Here is a 22,350-nt window from a genome sequence, read left to right on the forward strand (position 1 = left end):
GCTTGACGCAATTATGGGTTGGTACGCCCTAAATAAATGTTTTCGCAGCTCGGCTATAGCATAGAAATACTCAATTGCTGCACATTTGGTATCGATGCATCGCCATCCGAACACGAATCACGTGTCGGGAAAGTGCCGAAGTAGTTAAAAAATAGGGTTCAGAATTTGTGAAGAGCGGGCCTGCTTGTGGAACGTAGGGCGGCCTCGCTGCGGGGGTTCCCGCTGTGAGGCCGCTCGTGAGCAAGCAGTGTTTGTTGCAGACGTTTCTACTTGGCAAACAGGTTCTTGAGGTTGAACTCGGCCTGGACGGTACGGAGCATGAGGTCGGTGTCGTCGAGGCCCAGGTGCTGCTCGTTGGCGTCGGCGGCGAGGGTGCCACGTCGGCGCGCCCAGTTCTCGAGCGCAGCGGGCGCGGACTCGCGGGGGAGCGAGCGCACGTCGGCGTCCAGGCTGCGGCAGATCTGGCGCGAGTCGATGACGATGATCTTGCCTGCGCGGCGTGCCTCGGCGTAACCGTCCAGATGAATCTTGAACCAGCTGTCCTCGAAGGCAGCGTTGTGCGCCATATAGGGATACTTCTTCATGAGCTTGAGCAGCTGCTTTTGCAGCTCCTTGTTCTCACGGAAGGGCGTTTTGCCGTCGATGTCGTCCCAAGTGATGTGGTGGATATTCGACAGCGGCACGTCCTCGCCGCGATAGATGTCGGGCAGGCCGCAGTAGTGCGCCTCGGCGTCATGCGGCACGGCGTCGCTGGTGAGCTCCATGATCTCCCAGCCCACGTTGAGGATGTAGCCGCGCTCGGGCGCGCGACCGGTGGTCTCGATGTCGATGCCCAGCACCGTGCCTTGGATGGGCTTGCGGGCATAGGCTACGCCGAGTGCGTCGCGGTCACCGCGGATCTCGCGCATGACCGATGCCGCGGTGCGCTTTTGCATCTTGCCGATGGCCGCGCAGGTGTCGGCATCGGACAGGCCGCGCGAGAGCGTCGCGGGCGTCACGTTGCGTAGGCGTGCCTCGCCAATCTGGTCGCACAGGTCGCGGTTGCGGTCGGCCAGGTCGCGCACGGTGGCAAAGTCGAAGCCGGGGTCACCCTCGGCGGTAAAGTACTCGGTCTCGAGCACCTTGAGGGCCTCCTCGCCCTTCTGACGCTCAGATTCCATGGCGCCGTGGTCGCCGTAGATAAACATGGGGATAAACGGCTGGCGCTCGTATTCGAGTGCTTGCGAAACATTCATATGCTGCTCCTTGGACGGGCCGCGTTGCGCGGCTCGGGGTTACTGAGTTGTGGCGAGATGATAGTTTACCATGGGCAACTATTGGCACCGCGCCCGGGACAACTACAATACCCTAGTTGACCGCTAGGACTTTTACAATGCTGCCGAAAGACACGAAAGGTTCCATCCGTCATGGATTTACTGATTGATATTCTGCTCGACGCCGGCAAAGACACGCTCTCGCTGGTGCCGTTCTTGTTGGTGACGTACCTTGCGCTCGAGACGCTCGAGCATGTTGCGGGCGACCGCGTCAACGGCGCCATCAAGCGCGCGGGCGCCGCCGGCCCCGTGGTTGGCTCGTTGCTGGGCATGGTGCCACAGTGCGGCTTTTCGGCCATGGCGGCAACGCTGTACGCCGGTCGCGTCGTGACCTTGGGCACGTTGGTGGCGGTGTTCCTTTCGACCTCCGACGAGATGCTGCCGCTGCTACTTGCCGAGCAGGTTCCCGTGCAGACCATGGCGATGCTTTTGGCTTCGAAGGCACTGATCGCGCTGGTCACGGGCTTTATCGTGGACGCGGCTATCCGCGGCCTTCGTCGTAACGCTCGCGCGCATGCGGCGATTCGCCGTACCGTGCTGGGGACCGCTTCCAATCCGGCTCATGTGAACTGCGCGCACGACGACCATACCGGGGGCGACATCATTGATGAAGTGGCCGAGGCGGGCGTGAGCGCCGATCACATCCATGAGCTGTGCGAGCGCGACCATTGCGGTTGCGATGAAGACGAGGACGAGTACGAACACGGACATGGACACGATCACGGTCATGGGGGCGAGCATGAACACCATGATGGCCACGGTCACTCCCACTCTCACGAGAGCGCGCCCCTCCTGTCGATTATTCGCAGCGCCATCTCGCACACCGTGCAGGTATCGGTATTCATTTTTCTGGTGACGCTGATTCTGGTCGCCGTGCTCGAGACCTTCGGCGAGTCCGCGATCGAGCAGTTCCTGCGTGGCAACGAGACGCTCGCCGTCCTGGGTTCGGCGCTTGTCGGCCTGATCCCCAACTGCTCGGCCAGCGTCGTCATCACGCAACTGTACCTGGAAGGCGCGCTGCAGCTGGCCCCGATGCTCGCCGGCACGCTCATCTCTGCCGGTGTGGGCTACCTGGTGCTGTTCCGCACCAACCGCAGCGCCCGCGAAAACGTCCTGTTCCTGATCATGATGTACGTCATCGGTGCCGGCTGGGGCCTCATCCTCTCCGCCGTTGGCCTTTAAGTAGATTATTGGGACATGTCTTACGATCTACCCCTGTGACCAGGGCATTTCCGCTGCCAAAACAAAAAGGTAGATTTCCGGGCATGTCCCGAAAATCTACCTTGGTTAGCGCAGCAGCTCGGTGAGGTTGCGCTTAAAGCGGGCCCGGTCTTCGCTGGTAAATGCCGCCGGACCGCGAGTGCGACCGCCGGCGCGGCGCACCTTCTTTTCCTCGTGGCGAATAAACAGTTGCATGTCGATGATCGCCTTATCGTAGACGCGCCCGCGCACGCCAATGGCGGCGGCATCGCGGCCGAGCACCATGCTCGCCAGGCCAATGTCCTGCGTTACGACCACATCGCCTGCCTGCAGACGCTCGACAATGGCAAAGTCGGCGCTATCGGCTCCCACACTCACGTCGAGCGTCGTGACCCAAAAGCCTCGACGAGCGTGCTCGGCGTCGCGCGGATCGTCGCGGCGAATGTGGCGTTCCAGGTTCTGCGTGCTGTTGCCGGCGATAACGACGGCGACGCCCGCCCTCCGTGCGCAGTCGATCGACTCGCGCGTGACCGGGCAGGCGTCGGCATCAATAAAAAGCGTCTTTGGCATCTAGCGCACCAGTTTGCCAAATTGAATGGCGCGAACAATCAGCGTCACGCCAAACACCAGCAACGCGGCACCGCTAAAGATGACGAGCATCTTTGCCGACCACAGCGGATAGATAAACACGAACATACCGGCGATGATGGAGAGCGCGCCGCTCAGGATGGCGAGGGCGCGGTTGGCGGAAAGCTCGGACTCCAGAATGGACATGACGCCCTCGACGATCCAGCCAAAGCCGGCGACGACCACTACAAGCGTGGTGAGCGTCGCGGTCGAGAAGGCCTGGTTGCGCAGGATTATGACGCCGCCCAGAATGATGAGCAGGTTGGAGATGATGCTCGTAACGCGCCAGCCGGTGGGCAGCAGCGGCTCGAAAACAGCGGGTAACAGCCTGATCGCGGCCGTGATCACAAAGTATAAGCCCAAGACGGTCGTTAGGAAGACGAGGGACTTGGCGGGCGCAAACAGCAGTGCGATGCCGGCGACGAGCGCTAAGACGCCCGTGATGGCGTAAATCCAGCGCACGGCCTTGACGGCCTTGCCTGCCATGCTTTTCTCGTCAAATCCAAACGCGCTCGATTGCTTGTCATCGTTCTTAAAGATGCTCATGATGTCTCCTTTCCGTGCGGCGTAAGCCGTAGCTCTTGCAACCAGTATCGCCCAAGGGCGCCGTCGCGTGGGGCGGAAAGGGCGAATGGGAGCCTCACCTTCCCGAATTGTTATCTTTGTTCCCGTTTGGATGTGGGATATTCAACAGATGTAGAACATTGCGGCTCTGTTCGTTATTGCCTACGTTTTAGGTTAGATTTTCTTAAGGACAATTGGCTTTTATTGAGGGGTCCCTATGAACGAAACAGTTCCCGCAGCGCCGGTAAGCGCCGAGTCGATGGCAAAGCAGGGTTGCGAAAAGCTTGGCCTGGACACGTTTGACACGCTGGTCCGCCGCGCCCGCACGTGCCGCCGATTTGACGAGTCCATGCGCGTACCGCGCGAGTTTTTGCTCGAGCTGGCGGAGCTGGCACACCTGGCCCCTTGCGGCGCCAACGCTCAGCGCCTGCGCTTTCATGTGGTGAGCGGTGCAGAGGACTGCGCGCGCGTATTTGATGAGCTCGCGTGGGCCGGCGCGCTTAAGGACTGGCCGGGTCCCGATGAGGGCGAGCGCCCGACCGGCTACATCGCGATTCTTGCCGAGCGCGCTGTTCCGGGTAAGCCCGCCGCGCCCATCACCGAGGTCGACACCGGCATTGCCGCCCAGACGATGATGCTCGCCGCTCGCAGCGCCACGCCCGAGGTGGCGGCATGCATGTTCAAGGCCTTTACGCCCCGTGCAATCGACGCCATGGGGCTCGATAACGACAAATACGAGCTCAAGCTGATCATGGCTTTTGGCGTGCCAGCCGAGACGCAGGTGATCGATGCGATCGACTCCAACCCGGATGGCTCTATCAATTACTGGCGCGATGAGGCGCAGGTGCATCACGTGCCCAAGCGTCCGCTTGCCGACGTGCTGCTGTAGTTGCGCGTCGTTGCGGCGCGATCCGGCGGCAAAACCACCACAAAGGTGCCTGTCCCCTTTGTGGTGGTGCGAGGGGAGGGCGTGTGGCCGATCTGTATTTGGTGCGGCATGGGCAGACCGAGCTCAATGTGAAGAACATTTTGCAGGGCTGGCGCGATTCACCGCTTACGGCGCGCGGGCGCGAGCAAGCGCTGGCGACGCGTGCGGCGTTCGAGGACCGCGGCGTGACCTTTGACCATGTGTATTCGTCTCCGTTGGGGCGGGCGCGGTGTACGGCCGAGCTGATCGTTGGCGAGGGCCGTTCCATAGAACTGGTCGATGAACTGCGCGAGTGGCATTTGGGTTCGTTGGAGGGCACATCAAACCGTGAGATGCCGGCGCAGCCCTGGGGCGATTATCCGGTTGCCTTTGGTGGCGAGTCGGAAAGTGAGCTTCGCGCACGTATGGTCGCGGCACTGTCCCGCATCATGTCCCGACCCCGGCACGACTGCGTGCTGGCCGTCTCCCACGGCTCAGCCTGCCAGGAGTTTTTTAGATGCGTGACTGGCGGGGGAGAGCAACCCGACAACGGTGCCGTGCTTCATTTTGGCTATTTCGACGGGGCGTTTTCGCTCTTGGGTTGGTAACAAACGAAAGGACCCCCTATGAATAAAGACCTGTATCTGGTCCGTCATGGACAGACGATATTTAACCTCAAACGCATTATTCAGGGCTGGAGTGACTCGCCGCTTACGCAGCTGGGATGCGACCAGACGGCGCGCGCCGGCATGTTCTTGCGTGCGCGCGGCATTGAGCCCGACCATGCCTACACCTCCACACTTCATCGCACCGAGCAGACTATCGCCAACTTGTGGCCGGGCTTGGCGTACGAGCGCCTGGACGGCCTGCGCGAGTGGTTCTTTGGCGACTTTGAGGCCGAGCGCGTGATGCTCATGCCCGAGCGCCCGTGGCGCGACTTCTATTGCCAGTTTGGCGGCGAGGGCCAGATGCAGGTGCGCGAGCGCATGGTGGCGACGTTGACCGAGCTTATGCAGCGTCCGGACCATACGTGTGTGCTCGCGGTAAGCCACGGCTCGGCTATCAAGGAGTTCATGGACCACGTGAAGGGCGCGGCGGCCGACGAGCGCGACCGTGTGCCGGGCAACTGCTCGGTGCTGCACTTTGCGTTTGATGATGCGACGGATACGTTTGAACTGGTTGAGATCTTTACGCAGGAAGACTACGCGCGCGAGCTGGGGCTAGAGCCGTTGGCAGCGGCAGCGGGTCCGCAGCGCGGGTAGCGCGGGCGTGGCGATGCGGATCGCCGACATCATTGCTCGATGTGAAAGGGGCGGGGATGCATGCGCGTGTATCCCCGCCCCTTGTTTGTTGAGCTATCGAGTCTTTGTAATGTGCGTTAGGGTTCTGTTAGAACCGTGCGATCTGGTGGGTGAGCAAACCCGTCGGAACCTGCGGTACGCCGCCGGCGACCTGCGCGGCGGGGAATAACGCGGCAACGGTAAAGTTGAACGGTTCTTTGCCCGTATAGGTGCCGGCCGTGCGGGCCTCATTGGCCAGCAGCTGCGACGCCCCGGTCAGAGCGGCGGCGTAGGCGGGGTCGTCGGCCAGTGTCGGCTCCGGTGCCTGGTCGAGCATGGCCCGGATGGCGGCAACGGCGTCCTCGCGCTTGACCTCCCACACACGGTGCGTAATGCTGGCGGGGTCGGTGACAGCATAGAGCGAAGCGCCCTCTTTGGCGGCGCCGAGGATGATATCCATGACGGGCGAGGCTTCGTAGGCGAGCGACACGGGGCGCGGCTGCACCTTGAGCTCGGCGATTGCACGGGCGGCTGTTGCCGCATCTGCGGAGGCCACGTTGTCGCCAGCCAGCACGCCGACCGGGCAAATGGCCACAACGCCCGTCACGCGACCCGGCTCGCCCGAGCATTCGTACACGTAATACGCCGCGCCTGGATCCTTGAGCATCGGGCCGTCGGCGATGGCGCCGCGCAGGGCGTCGTTGCCGCTCAGGATACCGCCCATCGCAGGCAGCGCTTCGAGCACGCGATCCTGAGCTGGGCGGATGCAGGGAAACGGAAGAGCTTTCATGGACGGTCCTAACGCGCGAGTCGGTTTGTTCGCGGCTTATTATGCCCTAACTTGGCCGCTTGCGTCCCAGAGCGTGTTGTCGGCGAGCGCGATCAGCACTTGCTGGCAGCGAACGATATCGGCGCGGGGCACATATTCGTTGGGCTTGTGAGCGAGCGCGAGCGAGCCTGGACCATAGCTCATGCAGTTGCGGTTACCCGTCTTGCCGGCAATGACGGCAGTGTCGGTGTAGCCGGTAAAGAAGCCGACGGTCGTGTCCGCGTCTGTCACGTCATCGGCGGCACGCTTGAGCGCAGCTAGAAGAGGAGAGCTTGGATCGCGCTCGATGGCGGGGCGGTCGCCTGTCACGATATAGCTGCCATGGCAGCCGGGGACCGCGGCCTCGGCGCCGGCGATGGCCTGCTTTACCATGCGCGTCGCGGCGGCCGTATCAGTCGGCGGGGTCAGGCGCATATCGACCCAGACCTTGGCGTGGTCGGGCACGACATAGGGGCGATAGCCGCCCTCGATCTGCCCAAACGTGATGGTCGAAGGCCCCAGCTCATCGTGTACGGGCAGCGCCGCGAACGCATGGCGAAGCGAGCAGACGGCCTCGGCCATGGCAGCGACGGCGTCGGCGCCCTTCCAAGGCTGGCTCGCATGTGCCGTCACGCCGGTCATCTCAATCTCGAACCATGTGCGTCCCTTGTGCGCCACCTGGATCTGTCCATCGGTGGGCTCGGTGTCCAGTACCCATTCGCGCGAGCCGACCCAGCCGGCGTCGATGGCCGCCTCGGAGCCGCGCATAAAGTCTTCCTCGTCGACCGAGCAGATGAGCGAAAAGCCGCGGCGGGGCAGCGCGCCATCCGCCGCCACGCGCTCGAGCGTATGGACCAGTGCAGCAATGGCGCAGGCCAGGCCACCCTTCATATCGCAGGCACCGCGGCCATAGAGTTTATCGTCACGCACGATTGCTCCGAGCGGCGGAATGCCTGCGTCCCAGCCGTCTCCCAAGGTGACGGTATCCATGTGGCAGATGTAGACGAGCCGTGGCTCGTCGCTCAAACCGGGCACGGTGACCATAAGGTTGCGGCGCCCGGGGAGTACTTCGAGCTCTGCAATTTGCACGGCATCGAGTACCGGATGGCTCAGCTGCGCTAACCGTTCCTCAACCAACGCTTTGATATAGCGTTCAATCTCGCCCTCATACGCACCTGGGTCGGAACTGTCGATCCGCACGAGCCCTTGCGTAAGCCGCCAAGCAAAATCTGTATCAACCATAGGCACCTCACAAATAGTTAGGTCAACATACAGATTGTATGCCAAGAAGCGGCTCAGTGCATTTAATGGAGTGCTCACAAAAACGGGGGCGCCTCTCGTGCGAAAGGCGCCCCCGTTGCCATTCAATGTCAGTGACGGGCAGGCCACATGGGGAACTGCCCGTCAGGTCAGCCGGCGCTATTTGATCACGCGCACGCGATACATCGACGGAATCTGCTTGAGCGCCTCGATGGTGCTGCTGTCCAGGTGCTCATCGGTGTCGAACATGGTGTAGGCGTTCTCGCCGGCGGACTCGTTGGTCATACGCTGCACGTTGGCGTTGTCCTTGGCCAGGATGGCCGTGATCTGGCCGATCATGTTGGGCACGTTGGCGTGCAGGCAGGCAATGCGGCTTGCGGCGCGCGCCTTGCCCATGCTGCAGGCGGGGTAGTTGACGCTGTGCGCGATGTTGCCGTTCTCCAGGTAATCCTTGAGCTCGCTGATGGCCATGTCTGCGCAGTTGGCCTCGGCCTCGCCGGTGCCGGCGCCCGAGTGCGTGGTGATAAACGTATTGGGCATCTTGACGGTCTTGGGAGTGGCAAAGTCGCAGCTAAACCAGCTGAGCTTGCCTGCACGCAGGGCGGCGTCGACGGCGTCCTCGTCAATGATGGTCTCGCGTGCGTAGTTGATGAGCACGGCGTCCGGGGCCAGCAGGTTGATCTGCTCGGTGCTGATCATGCCGATGGTGTCGGCCTTGCTGGGCACGTGTACGGTGAGGTAGTCGCAGCCGCGGCAGAGGTCCTCGAGCGTGCCCACGCGCTGCACCTCGCGGCTCAGCACCCATGCGTGTTCGACGGAAATGAACGGATCGTAGCCGTAGACGTCCATGCTCAGATCGACGCAGGCGTTGGCGACCTTGGAGCCCACGTTGCCCAGGCCGATGACGCCGATGCGCTTGCCCTTGAGCTCGCGGCCCACAAAGGCCTTCTTGGCTTTCTCGGCATCGACCTGGATCTCGGGGTCGTCGGCGTTGTCGCGCACCCAGTTCATCGACTGCACTACGCCGCGGCTCGAAAGCACCAGCATGCCCAGGACGAGCTCCTTGACGGCGTTGCTGTTAGCGCCGGGGGAGTTAAAGACGACGACGCCCTTCTTGGCGTACTCCTCGACGGGGATGTTGTTGACGCCGGCACCGCAGCGGGCGATGGCGCGGATGCCCTCGGGCAGCTCGTAGCCGTGCAGGTCGGTGGAACGCATCAGGATCGCATCGGCCTCCTCGGCGGTGCTCACAAACTCGTAGCCCTCGCCAAACTCGACTTTGCCGTCTTTAGTGATGTCGTCGATGGTCTTAATCTTGCGCATGGAAAAACTCCTTAGCAGGTTTTGATCTAAACAGAGTGGTCTGATGTGGCTGGTCGGCCCGCGTGTTGCGGGCTAGTTAGATCGCGGGCTCAAACTATGCTGCTCTTCGAAGTCCTTCATGTACGTGGCCAGCGCCTGCACGTCCTCCATGGTGACGGCGTTGTACACACTGGCGCGCATGCCGCCGACGAGGCGATGGCCCTTGACGTTTTGGATCTGGTGCTCTGCCGCGCCCGCAACAAAGGCGGCGTCGAGGTCGGCATCGCCGGTGCGAAAGGTGACGTTGGCGATGGAGCGACTGTCTGTCTGCGCGGTGCCGCGGAATAGTTTGCTGTGCTCGAGCAGGTCGTAGAGCAGGTTGCCCTTGGCCCAGTTGCGCTCGGCCATGGCGGCAAGTCCGCCGGTCTGCTCAACCCAACGGAACACCTTGCCGCACGCGTATATGCCAAAAGTGTTGGGCGTGTTGAGCATGGAGCCCTTGGCGGCCTGGGTCTTAAGGTCCATGTACTGCGGAGTCTGCGCAAAGGCGGGGCCTTCGGCGATCAGGTCGTCGCGCACGATAACCACGGTGACGCCCGCGGCGCCGGCGTTTTTCTGCGCGCCGGCGTAGATGAGTCCGTAGCGCTCGACGTCGAGCGGCTGCGACAGAAAGCAGCTCGAGACGTCGGCGACCAGCGGCACGTCGCCGCAATCGGGCAGCTCGTGGAACATGGTGCCAAAGATGGTGTTGTTCTGGCAGATGTAGACGTAGTCGAGCCCGTCGCCCGCGGCCTCGGCGGCAATGCGCGCGTTGATGTCGGCCATGTCGGGAATGCGGTCGAAGTTGGTGTCCTCGGAGCTCGCGAGTAGCACGGCCTCGCCGTACTTGGCGGCCTCCTTGTACGCCTTGTTGGCAAAGTTGCCGGTCACGACGTAGCCAGCGCGGCCGCGGCGCATGAGGTTCATCGGGATGCCCGCAAACTGCAGCGTGGCGCCGCCCTGTAAAAACAGGACACGGTAGTTGTTGGGGATGCTCAGCAGACGGCGCAGGGTTGCCTCGGCGTCGTCGATGATCTGCTGGTACATGCTAGATCGATGGCTCATCTCGAGCACGGACATGCCGCAACCGCGGTAGTCCATCATCTCGTCGGCGATCTCGGCGAGCACGCTTGTCGGCAGTGCGGCCGGGCCAGCTGAGAAGTTGTGCACACGTGCCATCTTCTAGTTCCCCCTCATAGTCGTTTGAACGTTCGGGATACTTTAGCACAGTGGAGCGCCAGGCGCGACCGCATCACGGTAAAACCCGAGTGTGCCGCTATGATTTACAGGATGGTTACATGGGGGAGGGGGCTTACCTGATGGCTCGCATCCGATCTGCCTCGGCTTTTGCTTGTTTCCAGGGGCGCACGCGGTCTTTTACGAGGTCATCGTAGCCGCGGGCGATGGATTGCTGAATGCGATCCTCGCGTTCCTGAATGGCGGTTAGTGCGCGCGTCTGCTCGTTATAGACCTCAGCATCCATGACGACAAGCGACGCCGATCCGTTTTTGGTTAGGCAAACGGGCTCTTTGGTCTTGTGACAGCTATCCGCAATGGAGTCAAAGTTCCGTTGCAAATCGGAAATAGGCTTTACGGCGGGCATATGAAACTCCTTACATAGAATCATATGTATAACTCTTTGTTGAGCGTGGCGGAGGATGAGGGCCCCAACGCGAAGGGGACACAATACCGATACATGCCTGCACTCACAAGTGTGTTTCTGCTCGAAGGATTATGTGTGACTATCCAGTGAGGCGTATCGCTTTGTGGCGCCCAATCCATCCATTAAGCCTATCGTTTTTACGGCTCCAGCAATCGTAATAAACCAGATCCTCTTTTTGCCGTTCACAGAATATTTTTACCGTTCAGGGAGTTTTCGCAGCTAAAATGTTGTGCAACAAAATGTTGCTCAATGGATGTGAAGCGTTTTGGCGTATGAATCAAATGTACCTATTTGATTCGTCGAGAGGCTGAACGACATGAGCATGCCCACCACCTATCGTGGTTCTATGACACGCGAGCAGTGGCTTGTTAATGAGACGCGTGTCGTTGCGCGTCTCATGGTGGACGAGAACCTTTCTGATACGAAAGAGATTATTGAAAAGGTCACCGCCCAGAATCTCTTTCAATATCCTACCGAGCGTGAGCAAAAGTCTATCACCCGTGCTTGCTGTCGCCGGTTGTTGGCTCTTAGCGAAGACGAAGACGTGCGCGCAAGTCTGATAAATCTTGCTGCGCATGGTTCGCTCGAGCAGCTTGCGCAGGTCAACCTGTATGCAATGATGTGCGACAACCGAGTTGTCTGGGACTTTATGACGTGCGTGATTGCCCCTAAGTTCAGCCTTTTTGATCTCTCGCTTCGAAAATCGGAAATCGTTACGTTTATCGAAGGACTTCGCGCGCAGGACGATCGCGTTGCAACGTGGTCGGATGCTACGTGCAATAAAGTGCGCCAAGTCCTCGTCAACTGTATAGAGGGCGCCGGATTGTATAGCCGCAAAACCGAAGTCCTTCGTCCGCCATTGCTCGATTTTGAGCTCGAGCGTTGCGTTCGGGCCAACGACGATGCTGCGGTTCTGCCCGCCTTTGGCATAACGGAATAGGGGTGCGAGATGACAGCAACCGAGTTGCCTTCAATCGACATGAGCTTTGAGCTCATTCGTTCCAAATTCCACGACCCTGAGTTTTTGAATTGTCGTGGCTTGGGTGGCGAGGTTCCGCTCTATATCTATCCATATGCAGCTAGGCAAGAGGACCAGGTACGTGCTCTGACTCAGCAGCTAGTGGATGATAGCGCACACGAGCGCCGGATAAAAAACGATGCCCCAAACATTGTTTCGTTTGACCTGTGGAACGTGTTTATCGGCATTTGCGAAAAACGCGGCATCTTAGAAAAGATGAGCGCCCTCGAGGAAAAACGAGGCAGCGATCACTTCTTGCAACGCATGCAGAGCCGAGTGGGGCCCGAGAAGTACCTCGAGTTCATTCACGGCAGCTTTATCGAGAGATACGGCGAGCCAAAACGCGGGCGCGACGTCCTGGTTGTCTCGGGCGTTGGCAAGATTTACCCGTTCATGCGTGCCCACATCATTCTCGAGTCTATTCAGCCGGTATTTTCCGATATCCCCGTCGTTTTGTTTTACCCCGGCACCTATGACGGGCAGCAATTAAAGCTGTTTGGCACGATTGCCGACGGCAACTACTATCGCGCGTTTAACCAACTCTAAAAACGTTTCCGGTCATTGAAAGGCATTCCCATGAAGATCAAAGATATGTTTGAGCACGACATCGACCGAAACATTAACGGTGTTATCAAGGTCGATCAGGAGGATGACGGCAGTGTCAGGCAAGAGCTGAACGAATACGTTGTGACCGACGAGCTTCGCCGCCATTTCAAGACGCTTTTCGATGCGTATGACCGGGCTCTCGATGATACGACGGATAAAATCGGCGTGTGGATTAGCGGTTCGTTTGGCTCGGGTAAATCTCACTTTCTCAAGATGCTCAGCTACCTGTTCACGAACCGTGAGGCGGCAGGTAAAACTGCGATTGAGTATATTGCTCCGCGTTTTGAAGATGACGAACTTGCCGACAAAGCAAAGCGCGCGGCGGGCGTGACGACCGACGCTATCCTCTTTAATATGGGCATCAAAAGCCCGCTCAATAAGGATGGCAGCGCGGTTGCGCGCATTTTTGCCAAGATGTATTACGAGAGCCGTGGGTTCTACGGTGCAGATTTTAAGCTCGCTCGCCTGGAGCGTCGTATTGACGACGCCGGTAAAACTCAGGAATTCCGTGCCGCATTCGAAGAGATTAATCATAGCCCCTGGGTCGATGGCCGCGAGGACTACGACTTTAACTCCGACGACGTTATCGAGGCACTCAGTCGCACGGGCGTCATGAGCAAGGACGAGGCAGAGCGCTGGTATGAAAAATCGGAAAGCAATGATTTTTCAATCGACCAGCTTACCGACGATATTGCTAAATACACAAAGCGTCGAGAGCAAGAATGCGGCGGCTCATATCGCATGATCTTTATGGCCGACGAGATGAGCCAGTTTATCGCGAGCGATACCGAGCTAATGCTGAATTTGCAGAGCATTGTCGAGGCGCTAGGCACCAAATGCGGCGGCCGTGTATGGGTTATGGTTACCGGACAGCAGGCGATTGATCAAATTACCAAGGTTAAGGGCAGCGACTTCTCCAAGATTCAAGACCGCTTTAATACGCGTTTATCTTTGAGCAGCTCGTGCGCCGATGAAGTTATTCGTCGCCGCATTTTGGCGAAAAATCAGTATGCGAACGACTTGCTGAAGGCTGAGTATCAGGAGCGCTCGGCGGTCCTCAACAACTTGTATAGCTTTAAGGATGCGGCGGCCGATCTAATTGGCTACGAGGGCGCCGAAGACTTCGCCAGCACGTATCCGTTTGCTGATTACCAGTTTAAGCTCATTCAAAAAATCATGGATGAGATGCGCAATCACGGTGCATCCGGAAAAAACAGCTCAAGTGCCGAACGTTCCATGCTGAGTGGCTTTCAAGACTCCGCTCGATGCATAGAGGATAAGGACCAGAATGCCCTGGTTCCGCTCTGGCGTTTCTACAATACGATCTCGACGTCGCTCGAGGACTATCATCGTCGCGTAGTTCTTCGAGCGGCGGATGCCGCCCAAAAGGGACAGGGTCTTGAGGAATGCGACATTCCGGTACTCAAACTGCTTTTCTTGATCCTGTATGTCGATAAGGACATGCCGGCAAACGTTGATAACTTGGTCACCCTTATGACCGATGACGTGCGCACCGATCGCATTGTCGTTCGCGAGCAGATTTCGCAGTCCTTGGAGCGTTTGGTACGTCAAAACTATGTGGCTCGCAACGGCGAAACGTATAAGTACCTGACCGACGAAGAGCAGGAGATCGCCCAGCAGATTTCGCGCGTGCAGCCGGACGCTACGAAGATTACGTCCAAGGCTGCGCAGATTATGTTTAGGCAGGTCTTCGAAAACGCTAAGGTGTCGGTCGGTAAAAACGTTTTCGACGTTGAGGAATATCTGGACGACACCCGTTATAACAGCGCATCGGGGCTGGCGCTGCGCGTTATTTCTGGCGTGGATGGCGCCCCGATCCCTTCGCGCGAGGACCTGCTCCTTAGCTCTAGCAGGGGAGAGGCCATCGTGGTGCTCGATTCCCAGCAAGACTACTACGACTGTCTGTATCAGTCGGCATGTATTGAGCAATACCTCAATAGCCGTCAGGCAGACAATCGCAGCGAAGTGGTGGCTTCGATCTTGCGTGGCAAGCAGGAAGAGCGTGTTGCTCTGGATAAGCGCGCAGAGGACCTTATGCGCCAGGCTGTGCTGCATGGAACGTTCTATGTCTACGGCAGTGAGTATTCGCCAGTCAAATCGGCGTCTGCCAAGAATATGATCGAGGACTGCGTACGCCAGCTTGTTTCCGTTACGTACAACAAGTTGTCGCTTATCGATAAAAACTACGACAGTGATATGCAGATCAAGCAGATTTTAACTGCGTACACTCCGGCAATGAATGGGCAAGAGCCCAATGCCGGGGCCATCGAAGCGGTTATGCGTTTGCTGGAAGCTCGCGCCGCCCAACATATGCAGGTAACAATGAGCGAGCTGCTCGAGACGTACCATGCGAAGCCTTATGGTTGGGCGGAGATTGACATTGCCGCCGTGGTCGCAACGCTGCTAGCGCAAAAGCGCGCTCGCCTGCTCTGCGCGGGGCAAGCGATTGATCTTAGGGATTCCAAGATCCTTGATTATCTGCGTAAGGCTGCTAAGGCACGACAGGCTGTTGTTGAGGCGCGCCAACAGCTTTCCCGGGCAGCTATATCCAAGGCGCGACAGGCTGTAGAAGAATTGAACGATAATCACACTCTGCCGCTCGAAGAGGACAGCCTTGCCGAGGCATGTCGCGGGGAGCTTGAAAAGCGCCGCGATAGCTTGGCGAGCCTCCTTTCGGTCAAGTACCAGCGTAACCCCGATTACCCGGGCTATAAGGAGGTCGTGAATGCAAAGAACCTTATCGAGGGCTTACTGCAGAGCGGCCGCGATGCCGTCGACCTAATTATGGCGATCGCTGCAAAAGAGAACGAGCTGCGAGATGCGGCTGAAGATCTCGAAGATATTGACGAGTTTTTCGACAGCAAGGTGACTGTATTCGACGGTGCCTGCGAGATATTCAAGCAAATGGAGAGTGAGCGCGATTATTTTGAGGGCGCTTCGGAAACGCTGGATGCGCTTTCTGTCATTGGGGAAGCAGTTAAGCAGCCGAGTCTGAGTCTGCAGTTCCAAAAGCTATCCGAGGCAAACCTAAAGGTGAGAGCTGCCTACAAGGAGCTTTTGGACCAAAAGCGCATCTCCATGCTCAATTCTGTTGAAGAGCGCTATGGGGATATCGAAGCGTATGCCCAAAACAAAGGCGTTGCACCGACGCGCATCGGGGAGTCGCACAGCGCTCGTAAAGACGAGGTGCATAATGCGGCAACGCTGACCGCCCTGGATGCTGTGCCCGTCAAGCTTGATCGTGCTCAGACGACTCTGTACAAAATGATTGATGATGCCTACGAAGAGGCGAATCGTCCCAAACCGGCAACTACGAGTGTGACGGTAACGACCGATCATTCGGGGGCCGCTGCGCAGGGTTCATCGCGTGAGCCTCGACCGGCACCCGCTCCTAAACGACGCGTCAAATCGGTGAGCCGCAGTATGGTTTTTAGGCCGCTTGAGCTGAGCTCGCAACAGCAGATCGATGACTATTTGGAGGCCGCGCGCAAAGAGCTGCTGCGAAGCCTTGAGGGTAATGACGCCATCCGTTTGGGCTAAGGGAGAAACATGGATACGAAAGAACTCGAAAAGTTTTGCCCTTGGGCACGCATCCGCTTAATTGATGAGGTACGTCAGCGTTGCTATGCCTACGGGCTCGACGATGCGGGGCGTGAAGAATTCGATCGCGATGCAACCATTGTTAAAGGCACGGTGCTCTCTGCGCTCGAGCGTTCGCAACGTTCGGAGCTATATCGCCGTATAGAGCATGACGGCTATGCGCGCTTTTGCGAGGAAATGGCCTATACCTGGTTCAATCGCTTCGCTGCAATACGCTATATGGAAGTGCGAGGCTATCTGCCTTGTGGCGTGCGCATGTTAAGTTCATATTGCGAAACCTCGGAGTACGATAGTTTTTCGCCAGACTGCTTGCGTATGCCGACGGAGCTTGACCTGCCAGGCTTGGAGCGCGATCGCGTGTTTGATCTTGTCGCTGCGGCAGATGACGAGGCGTTGTTCCGTCTCATTCTGCTGGCCCAGATGAACGAACTCGCCGAGTGCCTGCCTGCCATCTTTGGTCGCGTGGGCACGGCGGATGCGTTGCTGCTTCCGGCAAGGCTTTTGGACCGCGGTGAAGAAGGCGTACTGTGCGCTCTAGTCGAACGGGTTAAGCGAAGCACGTGGGAAAACGTCGAGTCCTTGGGCTGGATGTATCAGTTCTACAACTCCGAGGTCAAAGACGCATTTTTTAAATCTAAGGCCAAGGAGACGCCGGACACCATCGGTCCGGCCACACAACTGTTTACGCCCAACTGGATCGTGCGCTACATGGTGCAGAACTCCTTGGGGCGTTTGTGGATGCTGAACAACCCGGGAAGTCCCCTGCGTGACAAAATGGAGTACTACATCGAGCCCGATGCGGAGCACGAGGACTTCATTAAAATCGAGAGTCCCGAGGATATTTCGCTGTGTGATCCGGCTTGTGGCTCGGGCCATATTCTCGTTTACGCTTTTGAACTCTTGGCAAAGATGTATTTAGAGCGCGAATACCGCACGCGCGATATCCCCGGACTTATTCTGTCCAAGAACCTTCATGGTATGGAAATTGACTCCCGCGCCGCCCAGATCGCAGGGTTGGCGCTGGCTATGTGTGCCCGAGAGATGGATAGACGTTTCTTTAACCGTGGGGTTCAGGCGGATGTCACCGTGCTTGAGCCGGTTATGCTGGAGGAGGATGACCTTCCGCACGGCGCCGCGCTTTCCAAGAAGAGGGATCTCATCGATGCCCTATCGCATCTGGACGAGGTCGGCTCGCTGCTCATTCCAAGCGAGGGCGACCTTGCCGCACTGCGTGAGGCGATCGAACTCATCGGCACCGATGGTCTGTTTGACGGTAATTCTAAAAATAAACTGGAATGTGCCCTTAAGACCTGCGAGATTCTCGCTCGCCGCCACGACTGCGTAGTGGCCAATCCGCCGTACATGGGGTTGAGGAGTTTGGGTTCTTGGTATGCGGATTGGGTTCGTCGCTTTTACCCTGGTTATTCTTCTGACCTCTATGCTTGTTTCATAAGTAGGTCGTTTCAATTTGCTCACAAAGGTTCATATTCGGCACTCGTTACGATAGCTACGTGGACTGTTGACAAAGGTTTGCTTTCCGCAAGGCGGGATGTTTTGTCTGAACACCCTGTCATTTGCATGATGGATATGTCTCCCACTGTTATGCCTATTGCTTTTGAGACGACTGCGACAGTATTTTCAAATGCTGCTGGTGACTATTCCGGCACCTTTTTGCGTGTGCTTGCTTCTGATTTGGCCGACTCAAGAGATTTGAGGTCGAGTGTCTTTCAGAAGCTGGACAAGTTTCGTTGTAAGCCTTCGTTTTTTCACCGGCTGCCTGATAGCGTGATTGCTTATGGCGTAACCGAGTCGATGGCGGACGCTTTTGCCTCCAAAGCGACGCTTGCGTCGTTTCTGCCACCGCGAGTTGGAATTCAAACTGGAGATACGGATCGCTTTATTAGACTGTGGTGGGAAGTCCCTAGCGACGACATGTCAACTTCCGTTTCAGCCAATGATTACTCTCACTGTGGAACGTGGGTGCCATATAAAAATGGCGGAGATTTCAGAAAATGGTACGGCAATTCGATTTCCGTAATTCACTGGGGACGTTCTGGAGAGTTTGTTTTTGGTACGGCCCAAAGCGAGGGTCGAAAAGTAATGGATTTACCAGTGAATTATAGATTTAAACCGCTTGTGAGCTGGGGTGATTACGGATTGGGCAAGGCATCCTTTCGCTACTGTGGATCTGGACACCTCTTTGACGTTATCGAGCCTGCTTTTGTTGATACGGAGCGAGCAGCAGCGGTGAAATTATCCTATATTCAAGGTTTTGCCAATTCTTCAACAGCAGATGCGTTTATTCAACTACTAATGCCCGGTCGTCACAAGAATGTTCGCAAAATGGGCTATTTGCCGTTATTGGGTGGTCCAGAGGATAGTCCTTGCGCTGTTCATCTTGTTGAAATCTTAAGGGATGCAGCAAAAGCCGACTGGGACTCGTTTGAAACCTCCTGGGATTTCAAGCGGCATCCATTGCTGTAGGTGGTTGCGGTGAAGCCTGTAACAATTGACGGTGCAAGCTATTACTCATCTCAAGATGTCGCGGATCTATGGGGCATTAAAGAGAGTTCGGTCAGGAGATATGCGGAGCCGAAGTCCGGCAAAATTCCTGATTGTATTAAACGTGACAAGAACTGGTATATACCTGTAACCGCAATTCGGCCGATTACAAAACCAGTGGCGCAGGGCTTGCTGTGGGGCATCATAGGCGTAAAGAATGACCCTTCTTCCTTTTTAGATTTAAGCGGGGAAGGAATTGACAATTCTTTGCTGGATGCCGTTCTTAATGAGATGCATCGGCAGAATTATCTACTCGTGGACTTTGGCATCGATGATCTTCACGAAAGACTTGTCCAAGCTCGAATTACAGTCAAAGGATTTGGACTAGTTCGTTATAGGAAGCGTTTTAAAGAGAACTCTCTCGAAGGCTTCGATTCTGCTGACGCTATATCCATTGCTCTGTCTGCCGTTCAAACGGTTATGCAGTTAGCTCAATTCTTCCAAGGATGACGAAACTGATTACATGATGAGCGATGCGTGGGCGTGATTGGTGATATCTGGTCGTTCGCCTTGCAGCTAGCTCGCTTTAATAATGACTCCATTTATTGTTACTTCGGCTACTTTGCCGTATCTAAATGTCGCGACTTGAGCTGAATTGCGGCTCTATTAGATTGGGTGTAAACATGTCAACGTTGCTCGCCGATAAATACGAGGCTCGCAAGGCCGAGGTCAATGCTCGCTTTGAGCAGCTTCGCGCTAACGAGGAGGAGCTCAACCGAATCTTTGCCAAGATCTACAACATGGAGGGCGAGGTGCCCGTCGAGGTCGAGGATAAGTACGTGTCGGTGGCGCGCATCTTCGACACCGCCGACGAGATCCCCGAGAGCTATAAGGGCAACAAGTATGTGCGCACCAAGCGCGACGAGATCACCTCGCTCATGAGCTATGCCGTGGGCTGCATGTTCGGCCGCTATTCGCTGGACGTGGACGGTCTGGTTCTGGCCGACCAGGGTGCCACGGTCTCTGACTATCTGGCCAAGATGCCCGATCCCGAGAATGTGACCTTTATGCCAGATAGCGACAACGTGCTGCCTATCACCGATGACGAATACTTTGACGACGACATCGTGCGTTACTTTATCGACTTTGTGCGCACCGTGTATGGCGAGGAGACACTCGAGCAGAACCTGGCCTTTATTGCCGAGGCGCTCGGCGGCAAGGGCACCTCGCGCGAGGTCATCCGCACCTACTTTTTGAAGGACTTCTTTAAGGACCACTGCCAGACCTATAAGAAGCGCCCTATCTACTGGCTGTTCGATTCGGGCAAGAAGGGCGGCTTTAGGGCGTTGGTCTACATGCATCGCTATCGCCCTGATTTGTTGGCGCTGATTCGTACGGGTTATATCCATCCTCAGCAAGAACGTTACCGCAATCGGCTGATGTGGATTGCCGACCAGATAGAGGTAAGCGACAGTCGTGATCGTGCTCGTCTTGCTAAGGAGCAAAAGCGCATAAGCGACCAAGCTGCCGAGCTCGTGAGCTACGAGGAGAAGGTCCATCACCTTGCAGACCAAATGATTGAGATTGATTTGGATGACGGCGTTAAGGTCAATTACGCCAAGTTCCAGGACGTTCTCGCCAAAATCAAATAGTCGTCTGCGCGCTAGAAGTCGAAAGAGCCGCTATGGGAGCATTGGTAAACAACAATCAGATCATTCGAATCGATAGCAATCTTCTGCTCGATCCAACCATGTGCGATGCGTACATGGACGGTTCCTACTTATGCTTGACCCCCAATGAGTTCAACATCTTGTTTTGCATGGCTCAAAAACCGGGTCATGCATTTTCTCGCCAAGAGCTGTTTGTTGCGGCATTTGGCCACGATGACCCTAAGTCACATCGAGTGCTCGATAGCCATATCAAGAACATTCGCAAGAAATTGAAAGAAGATGCCCGCAACGCTCGTTGGCTTAAGGGCGTTCACGGTTATGGCTATCGTCTCGATTTTGCTCCGGGATTTGAGCCTGAGGCGAGCATTGGTGAAGGCGGGCGTGTATTTCGTTCTGCGCATGGCGACCGTGTGCTTGTCGTTGACTCTGAGAACCGTATTGTTCAGCTCGATGGCGAGGAGCTTGCGCTTACGCCAATTGAATATAGTGTCTTGAATGTACTTACGGCTAGGTCAAGCGTTGAGATTTCAAATGAGGAACTGTCGCAGATCTCGATGGGCGTTGGCTTCGCTGAATCGAATAGAGCTCTTGCTTCGCATGTTAAAAACCTCCGTAAGAAGCTAGGAGATGAAGTAAAGAATCCCCTTTGGATTAAAACGGTGCATGGTTTTGGCTATCGGTTCCTGGGCGTCGATGAGACCCCCACGCCATGCGAAGAACAAATGCTGGATGACTCCCTAGTCGAGCTCTCCGAGCAGCTGCAAATGGCATTTGATACAACGTCCGGTTCCATTCTTTTATGGCATGACGTTGGCGGTGCATACGCGGATGTTGTTGAGCGGGTATTGTTGCCCGACGATGTTGTGTTGATTCGCGAGGATGTGGCCGGCAAATTCGATACGATTCGAGCTATTAACGAACTCGGCTTCGATGAACGAGCGCTGTTCTATCGGTCATCACCGTGCGTTGTCGATGCGAACGATTGGTTTGCGGACGTTGAAGCGAGTGCTGAGAGCTTTGTTCCCGAGACGCAAAGTGATCCGGTCGAAGCCCGAGAAAACGTTATTGAAGATAATGAATGCGGGCCGGCCACGGCGGCTCCGCGCGTTGCAGTGGCTGAAGACGTACATCCCCAGCCGTTCCATGGCGAGCGTGTTGATACCGGATCTGAAGGCGTCATGGCCAGTGAGCCAACTCTTCCCAAGCTTGATGAGGATTGGTACCTGCTTTCCCAGTTTGCGGAGCTGGCGGGATGCTCGCCCGACGAAACGCTCAAGCTGGAATTGTTTGCCTATCAAACGGGGTTCACGCTTTATGCTGACTGCGCCTGTAGAGGCCGGGGTGTAAGCCAGACAGATTTCTATCTGTCTTTGATGCACGGAGCCATCGTCGAGCACGATAGCCTGCCTCAATCCATGTTGAACTGTATGTCCTTTAAAAACATGGTCTATCGAGCCATTAGGTCGGGCGACTTGCTTGACTACGATGAGTCGAGCTGGATTACGCGCGATGGTCTTGATGAGCTTGATATTAGGGATGCCGATTTGCGCAGCTTTGCTTTGGATGCCATCGAGCGTGGCGCTGATGACGATACGCCGTACTTTACCGTGCCGTGGCTCAGGCGCTGCGCATCCGATTTGCCCTTACTTGAGTACGGTCTATCCGATGCATTTTACGAAAGCGTGCTCCTGTCGCAGGAGGACCTGCTGGGGCACGGAAACCTTGTGGGCATTAAGCTCTTTGCGCCACGCGGCCTTGCCATGAAGGGCCGTGATTTTATCCAGGCGGTGGTGGCGCGCGAGATATCGATCGATATCGACGATCTTGTCGACTTGCTTTCGGAAGAGTACGGCGTAGTGGTTCCGCGCGCGCAGCTCATCCAGATAATTCGTAAGTCGGACTTGTTTTATTCAAGCGCTAGCGAGCGCGTATTTGTTAGCCATGACCAGTTTGTACTAGAAGTGGAGTAA

At 56.9% G+C, this 22,350-nt stretch carries 19 protein-coding genes; 11 read left to right on the top strand and 8 right to left on the bottom strand.

Annotated features, from left to right (window positions below; translation table 11 throughout):
* Positions 1–266: 266 nt before the first annotated feature.
* Complete coding sequence (locus ACKUTP_RS05540; RefSeq protein WP_409063740.1) at positions 267–1,235, bottom strand: 3'-5' exonuclease; 969 nt, start codon at positions 1,233–1,235, stop codon at positions 267–269.
* Positions 1,236–1,406: 171 nt separating this feature from the next.
* On the opposite strand from ACKUTP_RS05540, the gene ACKUTP_RS05545 reads away from it, so the two are divergent.
* Positions 1,407–2,495, top strand: a complete 1,089-nt coding sequence (locus ACKUTP_RS05545) for a putative manganese transporter (RefSeq protein WP_238022452.1) — start codon at positions 1,407–1,409, stop codon at positions 2,493–2,495.
* Between the two features lie 105 nt (positions 2,496–2,600).
* Here the strand turns inward: ACKUTP_RS05545 and ACKUTP_RS05550 are convergent, their stop codons facing one another.
* The gene (locus ACKUTP_RS05550) at positions 2,601–3,083 is read right to left on the bottom strand and encodes a DUF188 domain-containing protein (protein ID WP_409063741.1); all 483 of its coding nucleotides are present in this window, start codon (positions 3,081–3,083) and stop codon (positions 2,601–2,603) included.
* Positions 3,084–3,686 carry an HdeD family acid-resistance protein gene (locus ACKUTP_RS05555; protein WP_409063742.1) on the bottom strand — a complete coding sequence of 201 codons (603 nt, stop codon included), beginning with the start codon at positions 3,684–3,686 and terminating at the stop codon, positions 3,084–3,086.
* Positions 3,687–3,921: 235 nt separating this feature from the next.
* On the opposite strand from ACKUTP_RS05555, the gene ACKUTP_RS05560 reads away from it, so the two are divergent.
* The 3 genes from ACKUTP_RS05560 (at position 3,922) to ACKUTP_RS05570 (ending at position 5,873) form a co-directional block, all read left to right on the top strand.
* On the top strand, positions 3,922–4,593 hold the full coding sequence (locus ACKUTP_RS05560) for a nitroreductase family protein (protein ID WP_409063743.1): 672 nt from the start codon (positions 3,922–3,924) through the stop codon (positions 4,591–4,593).
* An 83-nt stretch (positions 4,594–4,676) separates the two neighbouring features.
* Positions 4,677–5,219 carry a histidine phosphatase family protein gene (locus ACKUTP_RS05565; RefSeq protein ID WP_409063744.1) on the top strand — a complete coding sequence of 181 codons (543 nt, stop codon included), beginning with the start codon at positions 4,677–4,679 and terminating at the stop codon, positions 5,217–5,219.
* An 18-nt stretch (positions 5,220–5,237) separates the two neighbouring features.
* Positions 5,238–5,873, top strand: coding sequence for a histidine phosphatase family protein (locus tag ACKUTP_RS05570; protein WP_409063745.1), 636 nt, complete (start codon positions 5,238–5,240; stop codon positions 5,871–5,873).
* Between the two features lie 127 nt (positions 5,874–6,000).
* Here the strand turns inward: ACKUTP_RS05570 and ACKUTP_RS05575 are convergent, their stop codons facing one another.
* The 5 genes from ACKUTP_RS05575 to ACKUTP_RS05595 all read right to left on the bottom strand — a co-directional run bounded on the left by ACKUTP_RS05575 (position 6,001) and on the right by ACKUTP_RS05595 (position 10,903).
* Complete coding sequence (locus tag ACKUTP_RS05575) at positions 6,001–6,681, bottom strand: DUF1015 family protein (protein ID WP_409063746.1); 681 nt, start codon at positions 6,679–6,681, stop codon at positions 6,001–6,003.
* 39 nt (positions 6,682–6,720) lie between these two features.
* Positions 6,721–7,941 carry a M20 family metallopeptidase gene (locus ACKUTP_RS05580; RefSeq protein WP_409063747.1) on the bottom strand — a complete coding sequence of 407 codons (1,221 nt, stop codon included), beginning with the start codon at positions 7,939–7,941 and terminating at the stop codon, positions 6,721–6,723.
* A 177-nt stretch (positions 7,942–8,118) separates the two neighbouring features.
* A complete protein-coding gene (locus ACKUTP_RS05585; protein ID WP_409063748.1) occupies positions 8,119–9,282 on the bottom strand; it encodes a phosphoglycerate dehydrogenase in 1,164 nt (387 codons plus the stop codon).
* A 72-nt stretch (positions 9,283–9,354) separates the two neighbouring features.
* A complete protein-coding gene (gene serC, locus ACKUTP_RS05590; RefSeq protein WP_409063749.1) occupies positions 9,355–10,479 on the bottom strand; it encodes a 3-phosphoserine/phosphohydroxythreonine transaminase in 1,125 nt (374 codons plus the stop codon).
* Positions 10,480–10,612: 133 nt separating this feature from the next.
* Complete coding sequence (locus ACKUTP_RS05595; protein ID WP_409063750.1) at positions 10,613–10,903, bottom strand: type II toxin-antitoxin system Phd/YefM family antitoxin; 291 nt, start codon at positions 10,901–10,903, stop codon at positions 10,613–10,615.
* Positions 10,904–11,279: 376 nt separating this feature from the next.
* Between ACKUTP_RS05595 and ACKUTP_RS05600 the strand changes: the two genes are divergently transcribed.
* From ACKUTP_RS05600 to ACKUTP_RS05630, 7 genes are all read left to right on the top strand, one after another.
* A complete protein-coding gene (locus ACKUTP_RS05600; RefSeq protein ID WP_409063751.1) occupies positions 11,280–11,903 on the top strand; it encodes a DUF1819 family protein in 624 nt (207 codons plus the stop codon).
* Between the two features lie 9 nt (positions 11,904–11,912).
* A complete protein-coding gene (locus ACKUTP_RS05605; RefSeq protein ID WP_409063752.1) occupies positions 11,913–12,527 on the top strand; it encodes a DUF1788 domain-containing protein in 615 nt (204 codons plus the stop codon).
* A gap of 30 nt (positions 12,528–12,557) precedes the next feature.
* A complete protein-coding gene (gene brxC / locus ACKUTP_RS05610) occupies positions 12,558–16,148 on the top strand; it encodes a BREX system P-loop protein BrxC (protein WP_409063753.1) in 3,591 nt (1,196 codons plus the stop codon).
* Positions 16,149–16,157: 9 nt separating this feature from the next.
* Complete coding sequence (gene pglX / locus ACKUTP_RS05615; protein ID WP_409063754.1) at positions 16,158–18,692, top strand: BREX-1 system adenine-specific DNA-methyltransferase PglX; 2,535 nt, start codon at positions 16,158–16,160, stop codon at positions 18,690–18,692.
* Between the two features lie 9 nt (positions 18,693–18,701).
* Entirely contained in the window at positions 18,702–19,220 is a 519-nt protein-coding gene (locus ACKUTP_RS05620; RefSeq protein WP_409063755.1) for a helix-turn-helix domain-containing protein, read from the top strand.
* Between the two features lie 173 nt (positions 19,221–19,393).
* Positions 19,394–20,362: a hypothetical protein gene (locus ACKUTP_RS05625; protein WP_409063756.1), complete on the top strand. Its 969-nt coding sequence runs from the start codon at positions 19,394–19,396 to the stop codon at positions 20,360–20,362.
* Positions 20,363–20,394: 32 nt separating this feature from the next.
* Positions 20,395–22,350, top strand: coding sequence for a winged helix-turn-helix domain-containing protein (locus ACKUTP_RS05630; protein WP_409063757.1), 1,956 nt, complete (start codon positions 20,395–20,397; stop codon positions 22,348–22,350).

Origin of the sequence: Collinsella sp. wc0529 (genome assembly GCF_046116875.1) — a bacterium.
Taxonomy (GTDB): domain Bacteria; phylum Actinomycetota; class Coriobacteriia; order Coriobacteriales; family Coriobacteriaceae; genus Collinsella.

Excerpts from the sequence above, each read along its gene's own strand:
- pglX (WP_409063754.1), top strand. The coding sequence starts at position 16,158 with ATGGATACGAAAGAACTCGAAAAGTTTTGCCCTTGGGCACGCATCCGC.
- ACKUTP_RS05575 (WP_409063746.1), bottom strand. The coding sequence starts at position 6,681 with ATGAAAGCTCTTCCGTTTCCCTGCATCCGCCCAGCTCAGGATCGCGTG.
- ACKUTP_RS05545 (WP_238022452.1), top strand. The coding sequence starts at position 1,407 with ATGGATTTACTGATTGATATTCTGCTCGACGCCGGCAAAGACACGCTC.
- ACKUTP_RS05585 (WP_409063748.1), bottom strand. The coding sequence starts at position 9,282 with ATGCGCAAGATTAAGACCATCGACGACATCACTAAAGACGGCAAAGTC.
- brxC (WP_409063753.1), top strand. The coding sequence starts at position 12,558 with ATGAAGATCAAAGATATGTTTGAGCACGACATCGACCGAAACATTAAC.
- ACKUTP_RS05540 (WP_409063740.1), bottom strand. The coding sequence starts at position 1,235 with ATGAATGTTTCGCAAGCACTCGAATACGAGCGCCAGCCGTTTATCCCC.
- ACKUTP_RS05550 (WP_409063741.1), bottom strand. The coding sequence starts at position 3,083 with ATGCCAAAGACGCTTTTTATTGATGCCGACGCCTGCCCGGTCACGCGC.
- ACKUTP_RS05600 (WP_409063751.1), top strand. The coding sequence starts at position 11,280 with ATGAGCATGCCCACCACCTATCGTGGTTCTATGACACGCGAGCAGTGG.
- ACKUTP_RS05580 (WP_409063747.1), bottom strand. The coding sequence starts at position 7,941 with ATGGTTGATACAGATTTTGCTTGGCGGCTTACGCAAGGGCTCGTGCGG.
- ACKUTP_RS05560 (WP_409063743.1), top strand. The coding sequence starts at position 3,922 with ATGAACGAAACAGTTCCCGCAGCGCCGGTAAGCGCCGAGTCGATGGCA.
- ACKUTP_RS05570 (WP_409063745.1), top strand. The coding sequence starts at position 5,238 with ATGAATAAAGACCTGTATCTGGTCCGTCATGGACAGACGATATTTAAC.
- serC (WP_409063749.1), bottom strand. The coding sequence starts at position 10,479 with ATGGCACGTGTGCACAACTTCTCAGCTGGCCCGGCCGCACTGCCGACA.
- ACKUTP_RS05555 (WP_409063742.1), bottom strand. The coding sequence starts at position 3,686 with ATGAGCATCTTTAAGAACGATGACAAGCAATCGAGCGCGTTTGGATTT.
- ACKUTP_RS05605 (WP_409063752.1), top strand. The coding sequence starts at position 11,913 with ATGACAGCAACCGAGTTGCCTTCAATCGACATGAGCTTTGAGCTCATT.
- ACKUTP_RS05595 (WP_409063750.1), bottom strand. The coding sequence starts at position 10,903 with ATGCCCGCCGTAAAGCCTATTTCCGATTTGCAACGGAACTTTGACTCC.
- ACKUTP_RS05625 (WP_409063756.1), top strand. The coding sequence starts at position 19,394 with ATGTCAACGTTGCTCGCCGATAAATACGAGGCTCGCAAGGCCGAGGTC.
- ACKUTP_RS05630 (WP_409063757.1), top strand. The coding sequence starts at position 20,395 with ATGGGAGCATTGGTAAACAACAATCAGATCATTCGAATCGATAGCAAT.